This is a genomic window from Saccharothrix violaceirubra, from assembly GCF_014203755.1.
GTDB lineage: Bacteria > Actinomycetota > Actinomycetes > Mycobacteriales > Pseudonocardiaceae > Actinosynnema > Actinosynnema violaceirubrum.
Window position 1 is genome coordinate 3005335 of the sequence record NZ_JACHJS010000001.1, and the last position, 14216, is coordinate 3019550.

At 71.5% G+C, this 14216-nt stretch carries 9 protein-coding genes; 5 read left to right on the forward strand and 4 right to left on the reverse strand.

Annotated elements, in window-relative coordinates; translation table 11 throughout:
• Positions 1–27 precede the first annotated feature (27 nt).
• On the reverse strand, positions 28–687 hold the full coding sequence (locus F4559_RS14265; RefSeq protein ID WP_184669084.1) for an ABC transporter ATP-binding protein: 660 nt from the start codon (positions 685–687) through the stop codon (positions 28–30).
• Positions 684–1736, reverse strand: coding sequence for an ABC transporter permease (locus F4559_RS14270; protein WP_184669086.1), 1053 nt, complete (start codon positions 1734–1736; stop codon positions 684–686). Before F4559_RS14270 ends, F4559_RS14265 begins: the two co-directional genes overlap by 4 nt.
• Positions 1737–1896: 160 nt before the next feature.
• On the opposite strand from F4559_RS14270, the gene F4559_RS14275 reads away from it, so the two are divergent.
• From F4559_RS14275 to F4559_RS14290, 4 genes are all read left to right on the forward strand, one after another.
• Positions 1897–3063 (forward strand): sensor histidine kinase, encoded by a 1167-nt coding sequence (locus F4559_RS14275; protein WP_184675776.1) that lies wholly within the window; start codon positions 1897–1899, stop codon positions 3061–3063.
• Complete coding sequence (locus tag F4559_RS14280; protein WP_184669088.1) at positions 3060–3707, forward strand: response regulator; 648 nt, start codon at positions 3060–3062, stop codon at positions 3705–3707. Before F4559_RS14275 ends, F4559_RS14280 begins: the two co-directional genes overlap by 4 nt.
• A 130-nt stretch (positions 3708–3837) precedes the next feature.
• Positions 3838–4299, forward strand: a complete 462-nt coding sequence (locus tag F4559_RS14285) for a TIR domain-containing protein (RefSeq protein ID WP_184669089.1) — start codon at positions 3838–3840, stop codon at positions 4297–4299.
• Between the two features lie 2 nt (positions 4300–4301).
• A complete protein-coding gene (locus F4559_RS14290; RefSeq protein WP_184669090.1) occupies positions 4302–8945 on the forward strand; it encodes a pentapeptide repeat-containing protein in 4644 nt (1547 codons plus the stop codon).
• 416 nt (positions 8946–9361) lie between these two features.
• Here the strand turns inward: F4559_RS14290 and F4559_RS14295 are convergent, their stop codons facing one another.
• On the reverse strand, positions 9362–10537 hold the full coding sequence (locus F4559_RS14295; RefSeq protein ID WP_312865638.1) for a 4-hydroxybenzoate 3-monooxygenase: 1176 nt from the start codon (positions 10535–10537) through the stop codon (positions 9362–9364).
• A gap of 183 nt (positions 10538–10720) precedes the next feature.
• Here F4559_RS14295 and F4559_RS14300 point away from each other — a divergent pair, with 183 nt between their 5' ends.
• A complete protein-coding gene (locus tag F4559_RS14300) occupies positions 10721–11284 on the forward strand; it encodes a DUF3558 domain-containing protein (RefSeq protein WP_184669092.1) in 564 nt (187 codons plus the stop codon).
• Positions 11285–11420: 136 nt separating this feature from the next.
• On the opposite strand, the gene F4559_RS14305 is transcribed toward F4559_RS14300, so the two are convergent.
• Positions 11421–14213, reverse strand: a complete 2793-nt coding sequence (locus F4559_RS14305) for a hybrid sensor histidine kinase/response regulator (protein ID WP_184669093.1) — start codon at positions 14211–14213, stop codon at positions 11421–11423.
• Positions 14214–14216 lie beyond the last annotated feature (3 nt).

Below are 14216 nucleotides of genomic sequence, written 5' to 3' on the forward strand. Positions count from 1 at the left end.
ATCCGGCGACCACTGTGGACGGAACGGTCAGCCCGGGACCGTCGTGTCGCGGAGGCGTCCGTCGTGGACCTCGACCACGCGGTCGACGTCCTTCAGGTGGACGGGGTCGTGGGTGACCAGCACGGTGGCCGTGCCCAGTCGGCGGGTGAGCCCGATGATCAGGTCGACGACGGCGGCGCCGCGTTCGTGGTCCAGGGCGCTGGTGGGCTCGTCGACCAGCAGCACGGTGGGGTCGTCCATCAGGGCACGGGCGATGTTGACGCGTTGGCGTTGACCTCCCGAGAGCTGGTGGGGCCGGCGGTCCGCCTGGTCCGCCAGACCCACGGCGTCGAGCAACTCCAGGGCACGGCCGTCGCGGCGGGACAGGACGCGCAGCTGTTCGGCGGCGGTGAGCGACGGCAGCAGGTTGGGCTGCTGGAAGACGATGCCGATCCGGCGCCGCCGCAGCTCCGCGAGCGCGCGGCGGCTCAGACCGGTGGTCTCGACCCCGTCGACGGTGACGGTGCCCGCGTCCGGGGTGACGAGTGTGGCCGCGACCGCCAGCAGGCTGGACTTGCCGGACCCGGACGGGCCGAGCACCGCCGTGACGGTGCCCTTGGGCACGTGCAGCGTGACGCGGTCGAGCGCGGTCAACCGCGTCCCGCCGTCGGGATAGGTGAGGGTGACGTCGGTCAGGACCAGGCTCATCGGGCACTTCCCAGGGCGGTCGACGGGTCGACGGAGGTGATGCGGCGGACGGACAGGGCCGCGCCGAGCAGGCCGAGCAGGATCGTCACGGCGGCCGGGGCCAGGGCCGTGGCGGGGGTGAGCACGAACGGCACGGAGTCGCCCGCCAACGCGCCCAGGCCCGCGGCGGCACCGGTGCCGACCAGGGTGCCGCCGACGAGCAGGACGGCGGCCTGGCCCAGGGCGTCCCCGAGGAGGTACGCCGTGGACGCGCCCAGGGCCTTGAGCACCGCGATGTCACCGCTGCGCTGGATGGTCCACACGGTGAAGAAAGCGCCGATGACCAGCGCGGAGATGGCGAACAGGAAACCACGCATCAACTGCAGCGAGCCGTTCTCGGACGTGTACGAGCCGATCGCGGACAGCGAGTCGGCCAGGGAGACCGTGCGGGTGCCGGCGGCCCGGTCGCCTTCCTCGAGGTCGGCGCCGGCGGTCTCCAGGGCGACGACGGTCGCTTCCGCCCGCGTGGTCCGCTGCCAAGTGGCGAGCCCGATCCACACGACCGGGGTGTGGCTGAACGAGGCGTCGCCCTCGACCGCGGCGACCGTCAGCCGCTGCCCGGCCAGGGTGAAGGCCTGCCCCGGCGCGAGACCGAGGGCGTCGGCGGCGGGGACGGACAGCACCGCGCCGCCGTCGTCGATCTTGTCGCCGGCCGGGGCCAGTGCCGAGCCGGGACGGACGCCGAACGCGGAGACCGCGGTGCTCCGACCGCCGGCCTCGGCCTTGGTGGTGGTGATGCCCAGCGGTTCGGCGGAGACGACGCCGGGCGTCGCCGCCCACCGCCGCCACTGCGACTCGGTGACGGCCGAGTCCGCGTAGGACGGCTCCGGTCCGGCTTGGAAGGCGATCGCGTCGACCGGCAGGCCGGTGATGGCGGACACGTTCTGCCGGCCCAGCCCGGCGGTGAGGCCGGACAGCAGCCCGACCAGCAGGGTGATGAGCACGATCACGGCGCCCATCAGGGCGAAGCGGCCCTTGGCGAACTTCAGGTCTCTCCAGGCGAGGAACACGGCGGACCTTTTCGGGTGGGGAACGTGAGGGCTCCACCGTCGCCCCTTCCGGGGGTCGTGCGCGTCGGGCGCAGGAGGTCACTTCGCGGGCCGAAAGGCGTCCGCCGGATTACCACTTTCGACAGAGGCCGCCCGCGCGGGCGGTCCGTACGCTGGGGCCATTGTGGACACCGCCCCGACCGCACGAGCCCTGTCCTGGGGTCCGCACCTGCTGCTCCAGGCCCTGCTCCTGCTCACCGCCGGACGTGCCGTGGTCGACGGCCTGCCGCACGTCGTGCCGACGGTCGCCGCGGCGGTGGTGTGCGCCGGCGTGTGCGCGGCCGGTCCGCTGGTGCCGCGCATCGGCCGTTCCCGGGGGTGGCTCGCGCTCGTCGGCGCGTGCTGGCTCGGGTTGCTCGTGCTGTCCGCCGACGCCGTCTGGGTCGCGTTCCCGCTGTACTTCCTCCAACTCCACCGCCTGTCGCGCCCTGTCGGCGCGACCGCCGTGGCGGCGACCGCGTTCGCCGCCATCGCCGCGTTCGCCGCCCACTCCGGGTCGTTCGGCATCGCCATGGCGATCGGACCGGTCCTGGGTGCGGTCGTCGCGGTCGCGGTCGTGTGGGGCTACCAGGCCCTGCACCGGGAGAACGAACGGCGCCGCGCGTTGATCGGGGAACTCACCGCCATCCGCGCCGACCTCGCCACCGCCCAGCACACGGCCGGCGTGCTGGCCGAACGCGAGCGCCTCGCCCACGAGATCCACGACACCCTCGCCCAGGGGTTGTCCAGCATCCAACTGCTGCTGCGCGCCGCCCAACGCGCCCTGCCCGCCAATCCCGACGACGCCGCCGGCCACGTGGAGCACGCCCGGCGCACGGCCGCGGACAACCTCGCGGAGGCACGCCGCTTCGTCGCCGCCCTGACCCCGCCCGCCCTGGACGGCACCACGCTGGCCGACGCGCTGGAACGCCTGTGCGTCGGCACCGGCACCCGACACCGGATCGCCACCCGCCTGCACGTGACCGGCGAGCCGACCCCGTTGCCGACCACGCACGAGGTCGCCCTCCTGCGCATCGCGCAGTCCGCCCTGTCCAACACGGTCCGGCACGCCCAGGCCACCACCGCCGACGTCACCCTCGGGTACGGAGGTGATCACGTCACCCTGGACGTCGCCGACGACGGCACCGGCTTCGACCACCTGCCCGCCCCCGACCCCCGACACGGAGGCTTCGGCCTGCCCTCGATGCACGCGCGGGCGACCGCCCTGGGCGGCACCCTGGTGATCGACTCCGCCCCCGGACACGGCACCACCCTGTCCGCCCGCCTGCCCTTGGACGACCGACCATGACCGAGCCGATCCGCCTCCTCCTGGCCGACGACCACCCGGTCGTGCGCGCCGGCCTGCGCGCCGTCCTGGAGACCGAACCCGACCTCGTCGTGGTGGCCGAGGCGGCGACCGCCGAAGAGGCCGTCGACCGGGCACAGCGCGGCGACGTCGACGTGGTCCTGCTGGACCTCCGCTTCGGCAAGGGCATGACCGGCGCCGAGGCGACCGCCGCGATCACCGCCCGCCCGGACGCGCCGCGGGTCCTGATCGTCACCACCTACGACACCGACGCCGACACCCTGCCCGCGATAGAGGCCGGCGCCACCGGCTACCTGCTCAAGGACGCCCCGCCCGAGGACCTGGCCGCCGCCGTGCGCACCGCCGCCGCCGGCCGCACCACGCTGGCGCCCACCGTCGCCGACCGCCTCCTGAACCGGCTACGCCACCCCACGACCGCCCTGACCCGCCGGGAGACCGAGGTCCTGACCCTGGTCGCCCAGGGCCTGTCCAACCAGGCCGTCGGTACCCGCCTGCACCTGACCGAGGGCACGGTCAAATCCCACCTGGCCCGCATCTACGCCAAACTCGGCGCGGACTCCCGCACGGCCGCCGTCGCCACCGCCACGGATTTGGGTCTGATCCGCCGCAGACCGCGGCGCCGATGACGTATGCGCTACGCTCCCGCGCCATCGTGTTGTCACGACATCATCCGACAACTATGTAATCGGGAGCGTTTTCATGGACGCGGTCGGACCTGGCTTACACCCCGCCACGGGCGAATCGAACAAACCGGTGGTGCGAGTTTTCCTCAGTTTCGCCAAGAAGGACGCGAAAGTCGCCGACCGACTGTGGAAGCTGCTGGACGAGGCGACCGCGGTGGACCGGGTGTACGAGTTCCGGCTCTGGCGATTCGACGAGGCCATCCTGATCGGCGACGACTGGGACACGCGGATCAGGCAGGCGTTGGCCGTCAGCGAGTTGGGCGTGCTGGCGTTGAGCAACGCGTTCCTGGGCAGCGGATACATCACCGGGGTCGAGCTGCCCGCGCTGGTGGACGTGCCCGGCAAACACGCGTTCCCCCTGGCCTTGCGGCCGGTCGGCGACCACACCGACTGGAAGGGGTTGGACGCCAAGCAGATCCACGGGTTCCGGAAGCCCTTCGAGCAGGTGCGTGGCGCGGCCCGGCGGGATGAGTGGGTGAATGCGCTGGTCGACCAGTTCCACCGGGTGCTGACCCGCGACGGGAAGGTGGCCTGAGAGTGGACCTGCGCAGGATTCCCCCCGGCGCCGCAAGGGCGCGGTTGGACCGGATGCAGATGGGCGATGCCGACCGCGCCGCCGTGGAGACGCTGCTGGGCGTGTTGGGCGACGACCACGAGACGCCGGTCGAGCGGGCACTGGAGGCGCTGTTCGGCGAGCGCACGCCGGGTGCGGCGACCAAGGCGCTGGAGCGCCTGGTCAAGGTGGTCAACGCGGTGGCCGAGGCCGAGGAGGTCGACCTGACCCTGGAGGTGCGCGGCGGCCGGAAGTTGGGCGCCCGTGGCCGCACCGTGGGCTTCTCGGCGCACCACCTCGAACCGGCCCGCGATCCGCTGCGCGAGCGCGGAGCGGTCGGCGACGCCCTGATCCTGGACCGGCACGCGACCGTGTTGGGACCGCGCAGGATCGTGCTGTGCCACGCACCGGACGACGCCGATCCGGCAAGCCGGTTGTGGGACCGGCTGATCGAGGCGGTGGGCGCCGAAGGGCCGCGACTGTCGTGGTGGCGTGCTGATCGGGACGTGGTGGCAGGCGACGAACCGGAGTCCCGATTGCGCCAGGCCCTGTCGAAGGGCGAGCTGGCCGTGGTCGCGCTGAGCAACAGCTGGCGGGCCGCGCCCGGCCTCGACGCGATCGTGCGCGACCATCGTCGGACCGCGGGCCTGCACGTCGTTCCGGTCGCGCTGCGACCGGAACGCGCGAGGACCGGACTGCCCGAAGACGACCCGGTCACCTTCTACTGCCCCGAGGGCAGAACGTTCATGGACCTGCGTGGACCCGCGGCCGTGGACCGGTGGGTCAATGGCCTCGCGGCGCAGATCGAGCGGCTGCTGGCACGCCCCGAAGGCCGGGCATCGGAGAGCGTGCCGCACCCGCTCCCCGAGATCGTGCTGGCCGACCGGCGTGCGCTCAGGGACGACAAGGACGACCGTTACTACAAGCTGTTCAGCCAGTTGGGGAACATGGACCCGGACGTGCGGTCCGTGAGCGCGGACGGGCGACCGGTCGACGACGTCGTCGCGTTCCTGACCCGCTGGGCACACGAACCGGATTCGGCGCCCTTGGCCGCACTGCTGGGCGAGTACGGCACCGGGAAGACCATCACCTGCCAGGAACTCACCGAACGCCTGCGCGAGGACCCGACCGGTCCCGAGACCCTGTACTTCGACCTGCGCCGGCTGGGCGGCCTGGACCATGGCGTCCCCGCGCTGGCCGACATTCTCACGGCGTGCATCAAGGGCGGGTGGGTGCCCGGCGACCTGCCCCTGCCCACCGGCGAGCAGATCATCGCGCGGGCCGCGCGCACGCCGACGCTGTTCGTCGTCGACGGCCTCGACGAGGTCCTGGTCCGACTGGACACCGCGCAGGGCGTCGCGTTCACCCACGAACTGCTCAAGCTGCGCCCGATCCGTACCCGCGACGGCGTGCGCGCCCCGTTCGCCGGCGCGCACACCAAGGTGTTGATCTCGTGCCGCACCCACTACTTCCGTTCCCTGCGCGAACAGTCACGCCACTTCCTGGAACACGACCGGGACCTGGCCACCGCCGAGGACTACCACGCGGTGATGCTCCTGCCGCTGGCCGACGACCAGATCCGCGACTACCTCGCGAAGACCCTGCCCGACCGGGACGCCGCGGCCGTGATGGACATGCTGCGCGCGGTGCACGACCTGTCCGACCTGGCCACCCGCCCCTACACCCTGACCAAGGTCGCCGCCCAGGTCCCGTTCATCGAACAACGCCTCGCCCACGGACGTCCCGTGCACGCCGCCACGATCTACCGGCAGGTCCTGCGCGACTGGCTCGCCCGTGACCGCGGCAAGCACCGCCTGCGCCCGGACCACAAACTCACCCTCATGGCCCGCCTCGCCGCCTGGGCCTGGAAACGCGGCGACCGACGCCTGGACGCCGCCGAACTCGACGACTGGCTCGACGAACAGCTCGCCGAGGATCCGGTCCTGCGCCGCCGCTACCGGACGTGGTCCCGCGACCAGCTCGAAGAGGACCTGCGCACCGCCACCTTCGTGACCCGCGGCGACCACCACGGTCCCGACCGGCCGGACTTCCGCTTCGCGCACAGCTCCATCCACGAGTACTTCCTCGCCCAGTACCTGTGCGACGCCCTGCGCGAGGACCGTCGGGAGGACTGGTGCCTGCCCGTTCCCTCGGCCGAGACGCTGGACTTCCTCGGCCAGTTGATCCTGGACGACGACGAGCCCGACGCCCTCCTGACCCGACTCGGCCGGTGGCGTGCCCCCTACGTGGCCGAGGCCAGTGAACTGTGGCTGCGCTACCTGCTGCACGCCCGCGAACACGGCCTGCCGCACCCCCTTCCCGCCGCGAGCGACCTGTCCGGCGCCGCACTGCGCGGCTGGCACTTCACGGGCACCGAAGGCGATCCGCTCGCCTTCACCGGGGCCACCCTGACCGGAGCCGACCTGCGCGACACCCGCTGGGACCACGTCAACCTGACGGGCGCCATCCTCGACCGCGCCCGGCTGGAGCGGGCCGTCCTGCACGATGTCACGCTGACCCGAGCCAGCGTGCGCGGCGCCGACCTGTCCGGTGCCTTTCTCCGACGGTGCCGACTGGACGACACCGACCTCGCCGACGCGCACACCCACCGACTCCGACACCACGACTGCGGCACCGCACTGCCCGAACCCGCCACTCCGCACCACACCCGACTCCACCCCCTGACCGGTCACGGGGGTTTGGTGTGGGGTGTGGCGTTTGGTCCGGACGGGTCGCGGGTGGCTTCTGCCGGGGGTGACGGTTCGGTGCGGGTGTGGGATGTGGTGACGGGTGAGTGTGTGGTGACGCTGTCCGGTCACGGGGATTGGGTGCGGGGTGTGGCGTTTGGTCCGGACGGGTCGCGGGTGGTGTCCGGTGGTGATGACGGTTCGGTGCGGGTGTGGGATGTGGTGACGGGTGAGTGTGTGGTGACGCTGTCCGGTCACCGGGGTTCGGTGCGGGGTGTGGCGTTTGGTCCGGACGGGTCGCGGGTGGTGTCCGGTGGTGATGACGGTTCGGTGCGGGTGTGGGATGTGGTGACGGGTGAGTGTGTGGTGACGCTGTCCGGTCACCGGGGTTTGGTGTGGGGTGTGGCGTTTGGTCCGGACGGGTCGCGGGTGGCTTCTGCCAGCCATGACGGTTCGGTGCGGGTGTGGGATGTGGTGACGGGTGAGTGTGTGGTGACGCTGTCCGGTCACCGGGGTTTGGTGTGGGGTGTGGCGTTTGGTCCGGACGGGTCGCGGGTGGTGTCCGGTGGTGATGACGGTTCGGTGCGGGTGTGGGATGTGGTGACGGGTGAGTGTGTGGTGACGCTGTCCGGTCACGGGGGTTCGGTGTGGGGTGTGGCGTTTGGTCCGGACGGGTCGCGGGTGGCTTCTGCCAGCCATGACGGTTCGGTGCGGGTGTGGGATGTGGTGACGGGTGAGTGTGTGGTGACGCTGTCCGGTCACGGGGATTGGGTGCGGGGTGTGGCGTTTGGTCCGGACGGGTCGCGGGTGATGTCCGGTGGTGATGACGGTTCGGTGCGGGTGTGGGATGTGGTGACGGGTGAGTGTGTGGTGACGCTGTCCGGTCACCAGGGTTTGGTGCGGGGTGTGGCGTTTGGTCCGGACGGGTCGCGGGTGGCTTCTGCCAGCCATGACGGTTCGGTGCGGGTGTGGGATGTGGTGACGGGTGAGTGTGTGGTGACGCTGTCCGGTCACCGGGGTTCGGTGCGGGGTGTGGCGTTTGGTCCGGACGGGTCGCGGGTGGTGTCCGGTGGTGATGACGGTTCGGTGCGGGTGTGGGATGTGGTGACGGGTGAGTGTGTGGTGACGCTGTCCGGTCACCGGGGTTTGGTGTGGGGTGTGGCGTTTGGTCCGGACGGGTCGCGGGTGGCTTCTGCCAGCCATGACGGTTCGGTGCGGGTGTGGGATGTGGTGACGGGTGAGTGTGTGGTGACGCTGTCCGGTCACCGGGGTTTGGTGTGGGGTGTGGCGTTTGGTCCGGACGGGTCGCGGGTGGCTTCTGCCAGCCATGACGGTTCGGTGCGGGTGTGGGATGTGGTGACGGGTGAGTGTGTGGTGACGCTGTCCGGTCACGGGGGTTCGGTGTGGGGTGTGGCGTTTGGTCCGGACGGGTCGCGGGTGATGTCCGGTGGTGATGACGGTTCGGTGCGGGTGTGGGATGTGGTGACGGGTGAGTGTGTGGTGACGCTGTCCGGTCACCGGGGTTCGGTGCGGGGTGTGGCGTTTGGTCCGGACGGGTCGCGGGTGATGTCCGGTGGTGATGACGGTTCGGTGCGGGTGTGGGATGTGGTGACGGGTGAGTGTGTGGTGACGCTGTCCGGTCACCAGGGTTTGGTGTGGGGTGTGGCGTTTGGTCCGGACGGGTCGCGGGTGGCTTCTGCCAGCCATGACGGTTCGGTGCGGGTGTGGGATGTGGTGGTAGGTGACCCGGTGTGGCTGGCCACGCAGTTCAGTGACGGATCCACTGCCTCCTGGTCGCCCACCGAGGACCGGCTGCTGGACACCACCGAGGGCGCCTGGAGATATCTGCGAGCTGCCTGCTACGACGACCACAACCGCCTTCTTGGCCTGCAACCCCACGAACTGTATTACGCACAGCCAAACCCAAACGCGCGTCCATGAGCCCGGGACTCCTGTGCTCGACCGGAAGTCCTGCCGGTGGGTTGATTCCGGCATGACCGAAGGAACCTCCCGGCCGTTCGAAACGTGACGGCCTGCCCTGTCGCCGTCGCGGTGACGAAGGAGGTCGAAGCGGCCTGAGGCCAGGAAGATCCGGTCCCCGCGACACCCCGCAGGACTCTCGGGACGGGCGGCGATGCTCGTCGAGGCGACATCGCGCCGCGAGTCACGCAGAGCCCGTTATGGGTTCGGGGCGCAGCAAGGCCAAATGCCCCGGGCCTTCGGCACGGGGCTGGTCCGGGATCGGGCTTGTCTGTCGCAGGCACCTGCCCCGGATGCCGGCGGCGTTCGACGGGGAGCGAACGCATCGATCGCCGTCCGCCGTCGCACGGGCCTCGACAGCGCTCTGGCCTTGAACGTCAGGCCGTGCCGGCCATCAGGTCCGCGAACGCCCTGGCCGCGTTGGTGGACGTGAAGATCCGGTCGAGTCGCGACCGGGCGAGGTGCCAGTGGAACGGGCCGGCGGTGGACTGGTCCGCGCCGTGGAACACCATGTCGCTCAGCCATCGCGAGTACTCCTGGTCGTTCCACACCCGCCGCAGGCAGGTCGCGGAGTACGCGCGCAACGGGCCGTCGTCGCCGTTTCGCACGGCGGCGTGCAGCGCGTGGGCGAGTACGTCGGCGTCCGCGATCGCCAGGTTCATGCCCTTGCCGCCCATCGGCGGGACGATGTGGGCGGCGTCGCCGACCAGGAACAGCCGCCCGTACGACATCGGGTCGACCACGAAACTCCGCGCGTCGATCACCGCCTTCTCCACCACGGGGCCGTCGGGCAGGGTGTCGTCGGCCAGGCGCAGGCGCAGTTGCCGCCAGACGCGTTCGTCGGTCCACGCGTCGAGGTCGTCGCCCGGCGGGCACTGGAGGTAGAACCGGCTCGCGTGCGGTCCGCGGCCGAAGTGCGCGGCGAACCCGTGCCGGCTCAACGCGAGCAGCGGGTACTTCGGCGGCGGCGAGTCGGTCAGCACGGTGAACCAGCCGACGTCCTCGGCGTGCCGGTACGTGGTGAGGGCATCCGGCGGGACGACCGACCGGCTGACGCCGTGGAACCCATCGCACCCGGCGACGTAGTCGGCCTCCAGTCGTTGCGCATGGCCGTTCGCGTCGAGGTAGGTGACGTACGGACGGTCACCGTCGATGTCGTGTGGCCGGACGTCGGCGCTGTCGAAGCGCAGGTCGCCGCCGCTGTCGACGAACGTCTCGATCAGGCGTCGCACGAGCACCTGCTGCGGCAGCAGCCGACCGGCCCGGCCGTCGGTGTGCGCGGCGGCGTCGAACAGGCGGGACACCCCGTCCACCCGGATCTCCAGCGACCCCGACGCGGGCGCACCCGCCAGCAGTCGGTCGTCGAGTCCGGCCCGCACGTAGACCTGCTCGGCCGCGAAGTCGAGCACACCGGCCCGCTGCCGCCGCTCGACGTGGTCCCGGTTGTGCCGTTCCAACACCACGCAGTCGATCCCGGTACGCCGCAACAGGTTCGCCACGGTCAGCCCCGCGACCCCCGCGCCGATGACCACGACCGTCGTCGTCCCGTCCACCTCGGCCACGTTAGGCCCGTCCGGCCGATCGGCGGTACCGCCGTGGGCGGCGTCCCCGTCGCGACGACGACTTCGAACGGACTTTCCCGGCGGCCGGCGAATTCTCCCCGAGGCACCCGGAGCGCCGGCCCGGCCTCGTGCGTCCGACTCGACGAGTCGGATGTCCCCCGTGGAAGGATCGCCTTGACGCCCCCGTTGCGCACCGTCGCGGCCCTGGCCGTGGTCCTCGTCCTCCTCGCGTGCACCAAGACCGAACCCGGCCACCCGGCCGCCGCACCGACGACCTCCCGCGCACCCGTGCCCGACCTGGACATCGAGAAGTACCTCGACGCGCCCTGCGCCATCCTGACCCGGGAGCAGCAGGCGGAGCTGGGGACGTTCCGCGCGGTGATGCCCGTCCGCAAGCCCTTCGGGCCGAGCTGTGAGTACCTGGCCCCGAACACGGCGCGGGATCCGTCGTACGACATCACGTTCGTGGGACGTGGCGCCACGATCGGCGAGATGTTCAGCCGCCTGAAGGACGCCGGGATGCCGGTCTACCAGGAGACCTGGATCGCCGGCCGCCGAGCGGTCGTGTGGGACAACGTCGACGGCAAGTCCGCTTGTGTCGCCGGGGTCGCCACGTCCGAGGAGAACGGCGTGTCCGTCGTGGTCACGACGGCGTCCCTGGTCGAGAACCGCCGCGGCGACCCGTGCGAGACGGCCCGACGTCTCGCCGCCACCGTCCTGGCCAACCTCGAACGGTGACGCCCCGATCGCCTGGTCGCGAGGTCGACCCGCCGGTGGTGTCGCGCGAGCGGCGTGTCCGCCTTCTCCGGGTGCGTGCCACGGGGACCAGGTGGCTTGGCGAGCCGGTATCGACGACGGACTCGGCCACGTCGGGTCAGGACGGGCCGACGCCGCGACGTCCGAGGTGACCGCGGTGGCGCTGGGTCCACTTCTCCAAGGTGTTGCGGAGGGTGACCGGGTCCACGGGCTTGGCCACGTAGTCGTCCATCCCGGCGGCCAGGCAGGCCTGCTTGTCCGCGGCGAGCGCTCCGGCCGTCATGGCGATGATCGGGGGCAGTTCGTCGTGGGTCGGCCGCCGTCGCAGTTCCGCCGTCGCGGTGAAGCCGTCCATCTGCGGCATCTGGCAGTCCATGAGAATCGCGACATACGGCTTCGCGTCGACCAGGGCGAGCACTTCGAGGCCGTTGCCGGCGATGTCGACCTGGTAACCCAGCTTGGTCAGGATGCCGACGGCCACCATCTGGTTGATCTCGTTGTCCTCGGCGAGCAGGATCGTGCCCTTGCCCGCCTCGGTGCGGTCCCGCTGAACGGGGACGGGGGTGGCGCCGACGGCGTTTCGCGCCGTGGGGTCGAGCGCCGTGACGAGGCACTCCTGGAGCTGTGCGGGATTGATCGGCTTGGGCAGCACGGCCGTGGCCCCGGCCTTGATCGCCCGCTGCTCGTCGAGGTAGGAGCCGGAGGTCAACACGACGGTGACCATGTCGGACAGGTTCTCGTCGTTCGCGATGGCGGCGGTCAGGTCCGCCGTGCCGCGGCCCGCGAGCTGCTGGTCGATCGCGACCACGTCGAACGGCTCGTCCCGACAAGCGGCGTGCAGGAGGTCGAGCGCGGCGCCGACGTCCGCCTCGACCTCCGGCACCATTCCCCAGGCCCGGCTGTGCTCCACGATCAGGTCACGGCCGGCCGGGTGTTCGCAGACCAGGAGCAGCCTGCGGCCGGAGAGGGCCCGAGGAGCGGGTTCGTCCGCATCCGGTCGGGAGTCGAAGGCCAGCGTGAAGCAGAACCGGCTGCCGCGGCCCGGCTCGCTGGTCACCTCCAGCTCTCCGCCCATGAGTTCGACGAGCTGCCTGGTGATGGTCAGCCCGAGCCCCGTCCCGCCGAAGCGGCGGTTGGAGGCGGCCTCCACCTGGGAGAAGGGTTCGTAGAGCGAGGGAAGGTCCGCTGGCGCGATCCCGATCCCGGTGTCGTCGACGGCGAAGCCGACCCTGACCCTTCCGTCCTCGTCGTCGCCGGGCAGGGGCTGGGCCCGCAGCACCACCGAGCCCCGCTCCGTGAACTTGACGGCGTTGCCCAGCAGGTTGAGCAGTGCCTGCCGCAGTCTGCCCGCGTCACCGCGCACCGCCACCGGCAGGCTCGGCGGGTAGTAGGCGATCACGTCGACGTCCTTGTCGCGGGCGGCCTCCGCGGCGGCGTGGACGACCTCGGTGAGCACCTGGTCGAGCGCGAAGTCGGTGTCCACGAGTTCGACCTTGCCCGCCTCGATCTTGGAGAAGTCGAGGATGTCGTTGATGATGGTCAGCAGCGCCTCGCCGGACGCCCGGATCGACTGGACGTAGCGTTGCTGGGAGGGGTTGAGCGGGGTCTCCGCGAGCAGGTCGGTCAACCCGATGACGCCGTTCATCGGCGTGCGGATCTCGTGGCTGACCATCGCGACGAACTGCGACTTCAACCGCACCGCGGCGAGCGCTTCGTCCCGTGCCAGGGCCAGCGCCCGTTCGGTCCGGCGGCGCTCGCTGGTGTCCCGGATCGCGGCCGAGACCAGCACGCCCTGTTCGGTCTCCAGCGGAGCGAGGCTGATCTCCACCGGGAACTGGCTTCCGTCGCTGCGCTGACCGATCAGCGCCAGACCCACGCCCATGCCGCGATAGGACGGGGACGTGAGGTACTCGTGCCGGTGCCGGATGTGGTTGCGCCGGAACTGCTCGGGGATCAGCACCTCGACCGGGCGGCCGACCAGTTCGTCGGCGCGGTAGCGGAAGAGCCGTTCGGTCTGCTGGTTGACCAGGGTGATGAGTCCCCGCTCGTCGACGATGACCATGGCGTCCGGCGCTCCGAGCACGAGCCTGTGGAATCGCTGCTCGCCCTCGGAGGCGTTCGTGCGGGAGTCCCGCCGCGTCGCGCCGCCTTCGAGCACGAGTCCGGTGAACAGGGCCGTCACCAGGGCCGCGACCGCCGCGGTCGCGGGATCGACGACGCCGGACCGGGCCGCCGCCGGACCTGCCAGGAGCACGACGGCGGCGATGACCGCGGCCGTCGGGACCCTGGTGTGCCGGCCCGGCCCGGTGAGGACCCGGGCAAACGCGCGGTCTGGTCGGACCGTCAGGACCGCCACCCACGCCGCGACCAGCCCCACTCCCGTCGGGTAGGCCATCGCGTCCCCGTCGGCCAGGCCGTAGCCCGCGGTGATCAGCCCGACCACCGCGACCAGCGCGCCGGCGGTCGCCGGCACGGTCCCCGCGTCGAGCAACGCGACGCCACAGGCCATCGCCGCCACCGCCGCGGCCGTGGCCGCGTCCCACCCGGCCGCCCCCGTCGACCACTCGGGGAACAGCGGCACGCCGAGCCCGGGAGGTCCGCCCGCCGCGTGCACCACAAGTTCCACGGTGCCCGCCACCGCCACCGCCGCGGCCAGCGTCCGGCCGATCCGCCGTGGGACGAGGGAACCGTCAGGGGATCCCGTCAGGATCAGTGCCAGACCGATCAGTACCAATGAGACCGCCGTGGCGGAATCCGTCACGGCGGCACCGGGAATCATCCACGCGGGCAACCGCGAACCCGTGACCTGCCCCGCCAGTGCGAAGACGCCGACGGCCAGGCAAAGGGCGATCGCCACGACGGACAGGCGGGAGCGACCACTGCCCTCCGACGTACGAGCGAAGTGCTCCATACG

Bases quoted from the DNA above. Each gene is read 5' to 3' on its own strand.
- F4559_RS14305 (WP_184669093.1), bottom strand. From the start codon at position 14,213: ATGGAGCACTTCGCTCGTACGTCGGAGGGCAGTGGTCGCTCCCGCCTG.
- F4559_RS14265 (WP_184669084.1), bottom strand. From the start codon at position 687: ATGAGCCTGGTCCTGACCGACGTCACCCTCACCTATCCCGACGGCGGG.
- F4559_RS14280 (WP_184669088.1), top strand. From the start codon at position 3,060: ATGACCGAGCCGATCCGCCTCCTCCTGGCCGACGACCACCCGGTCGTG.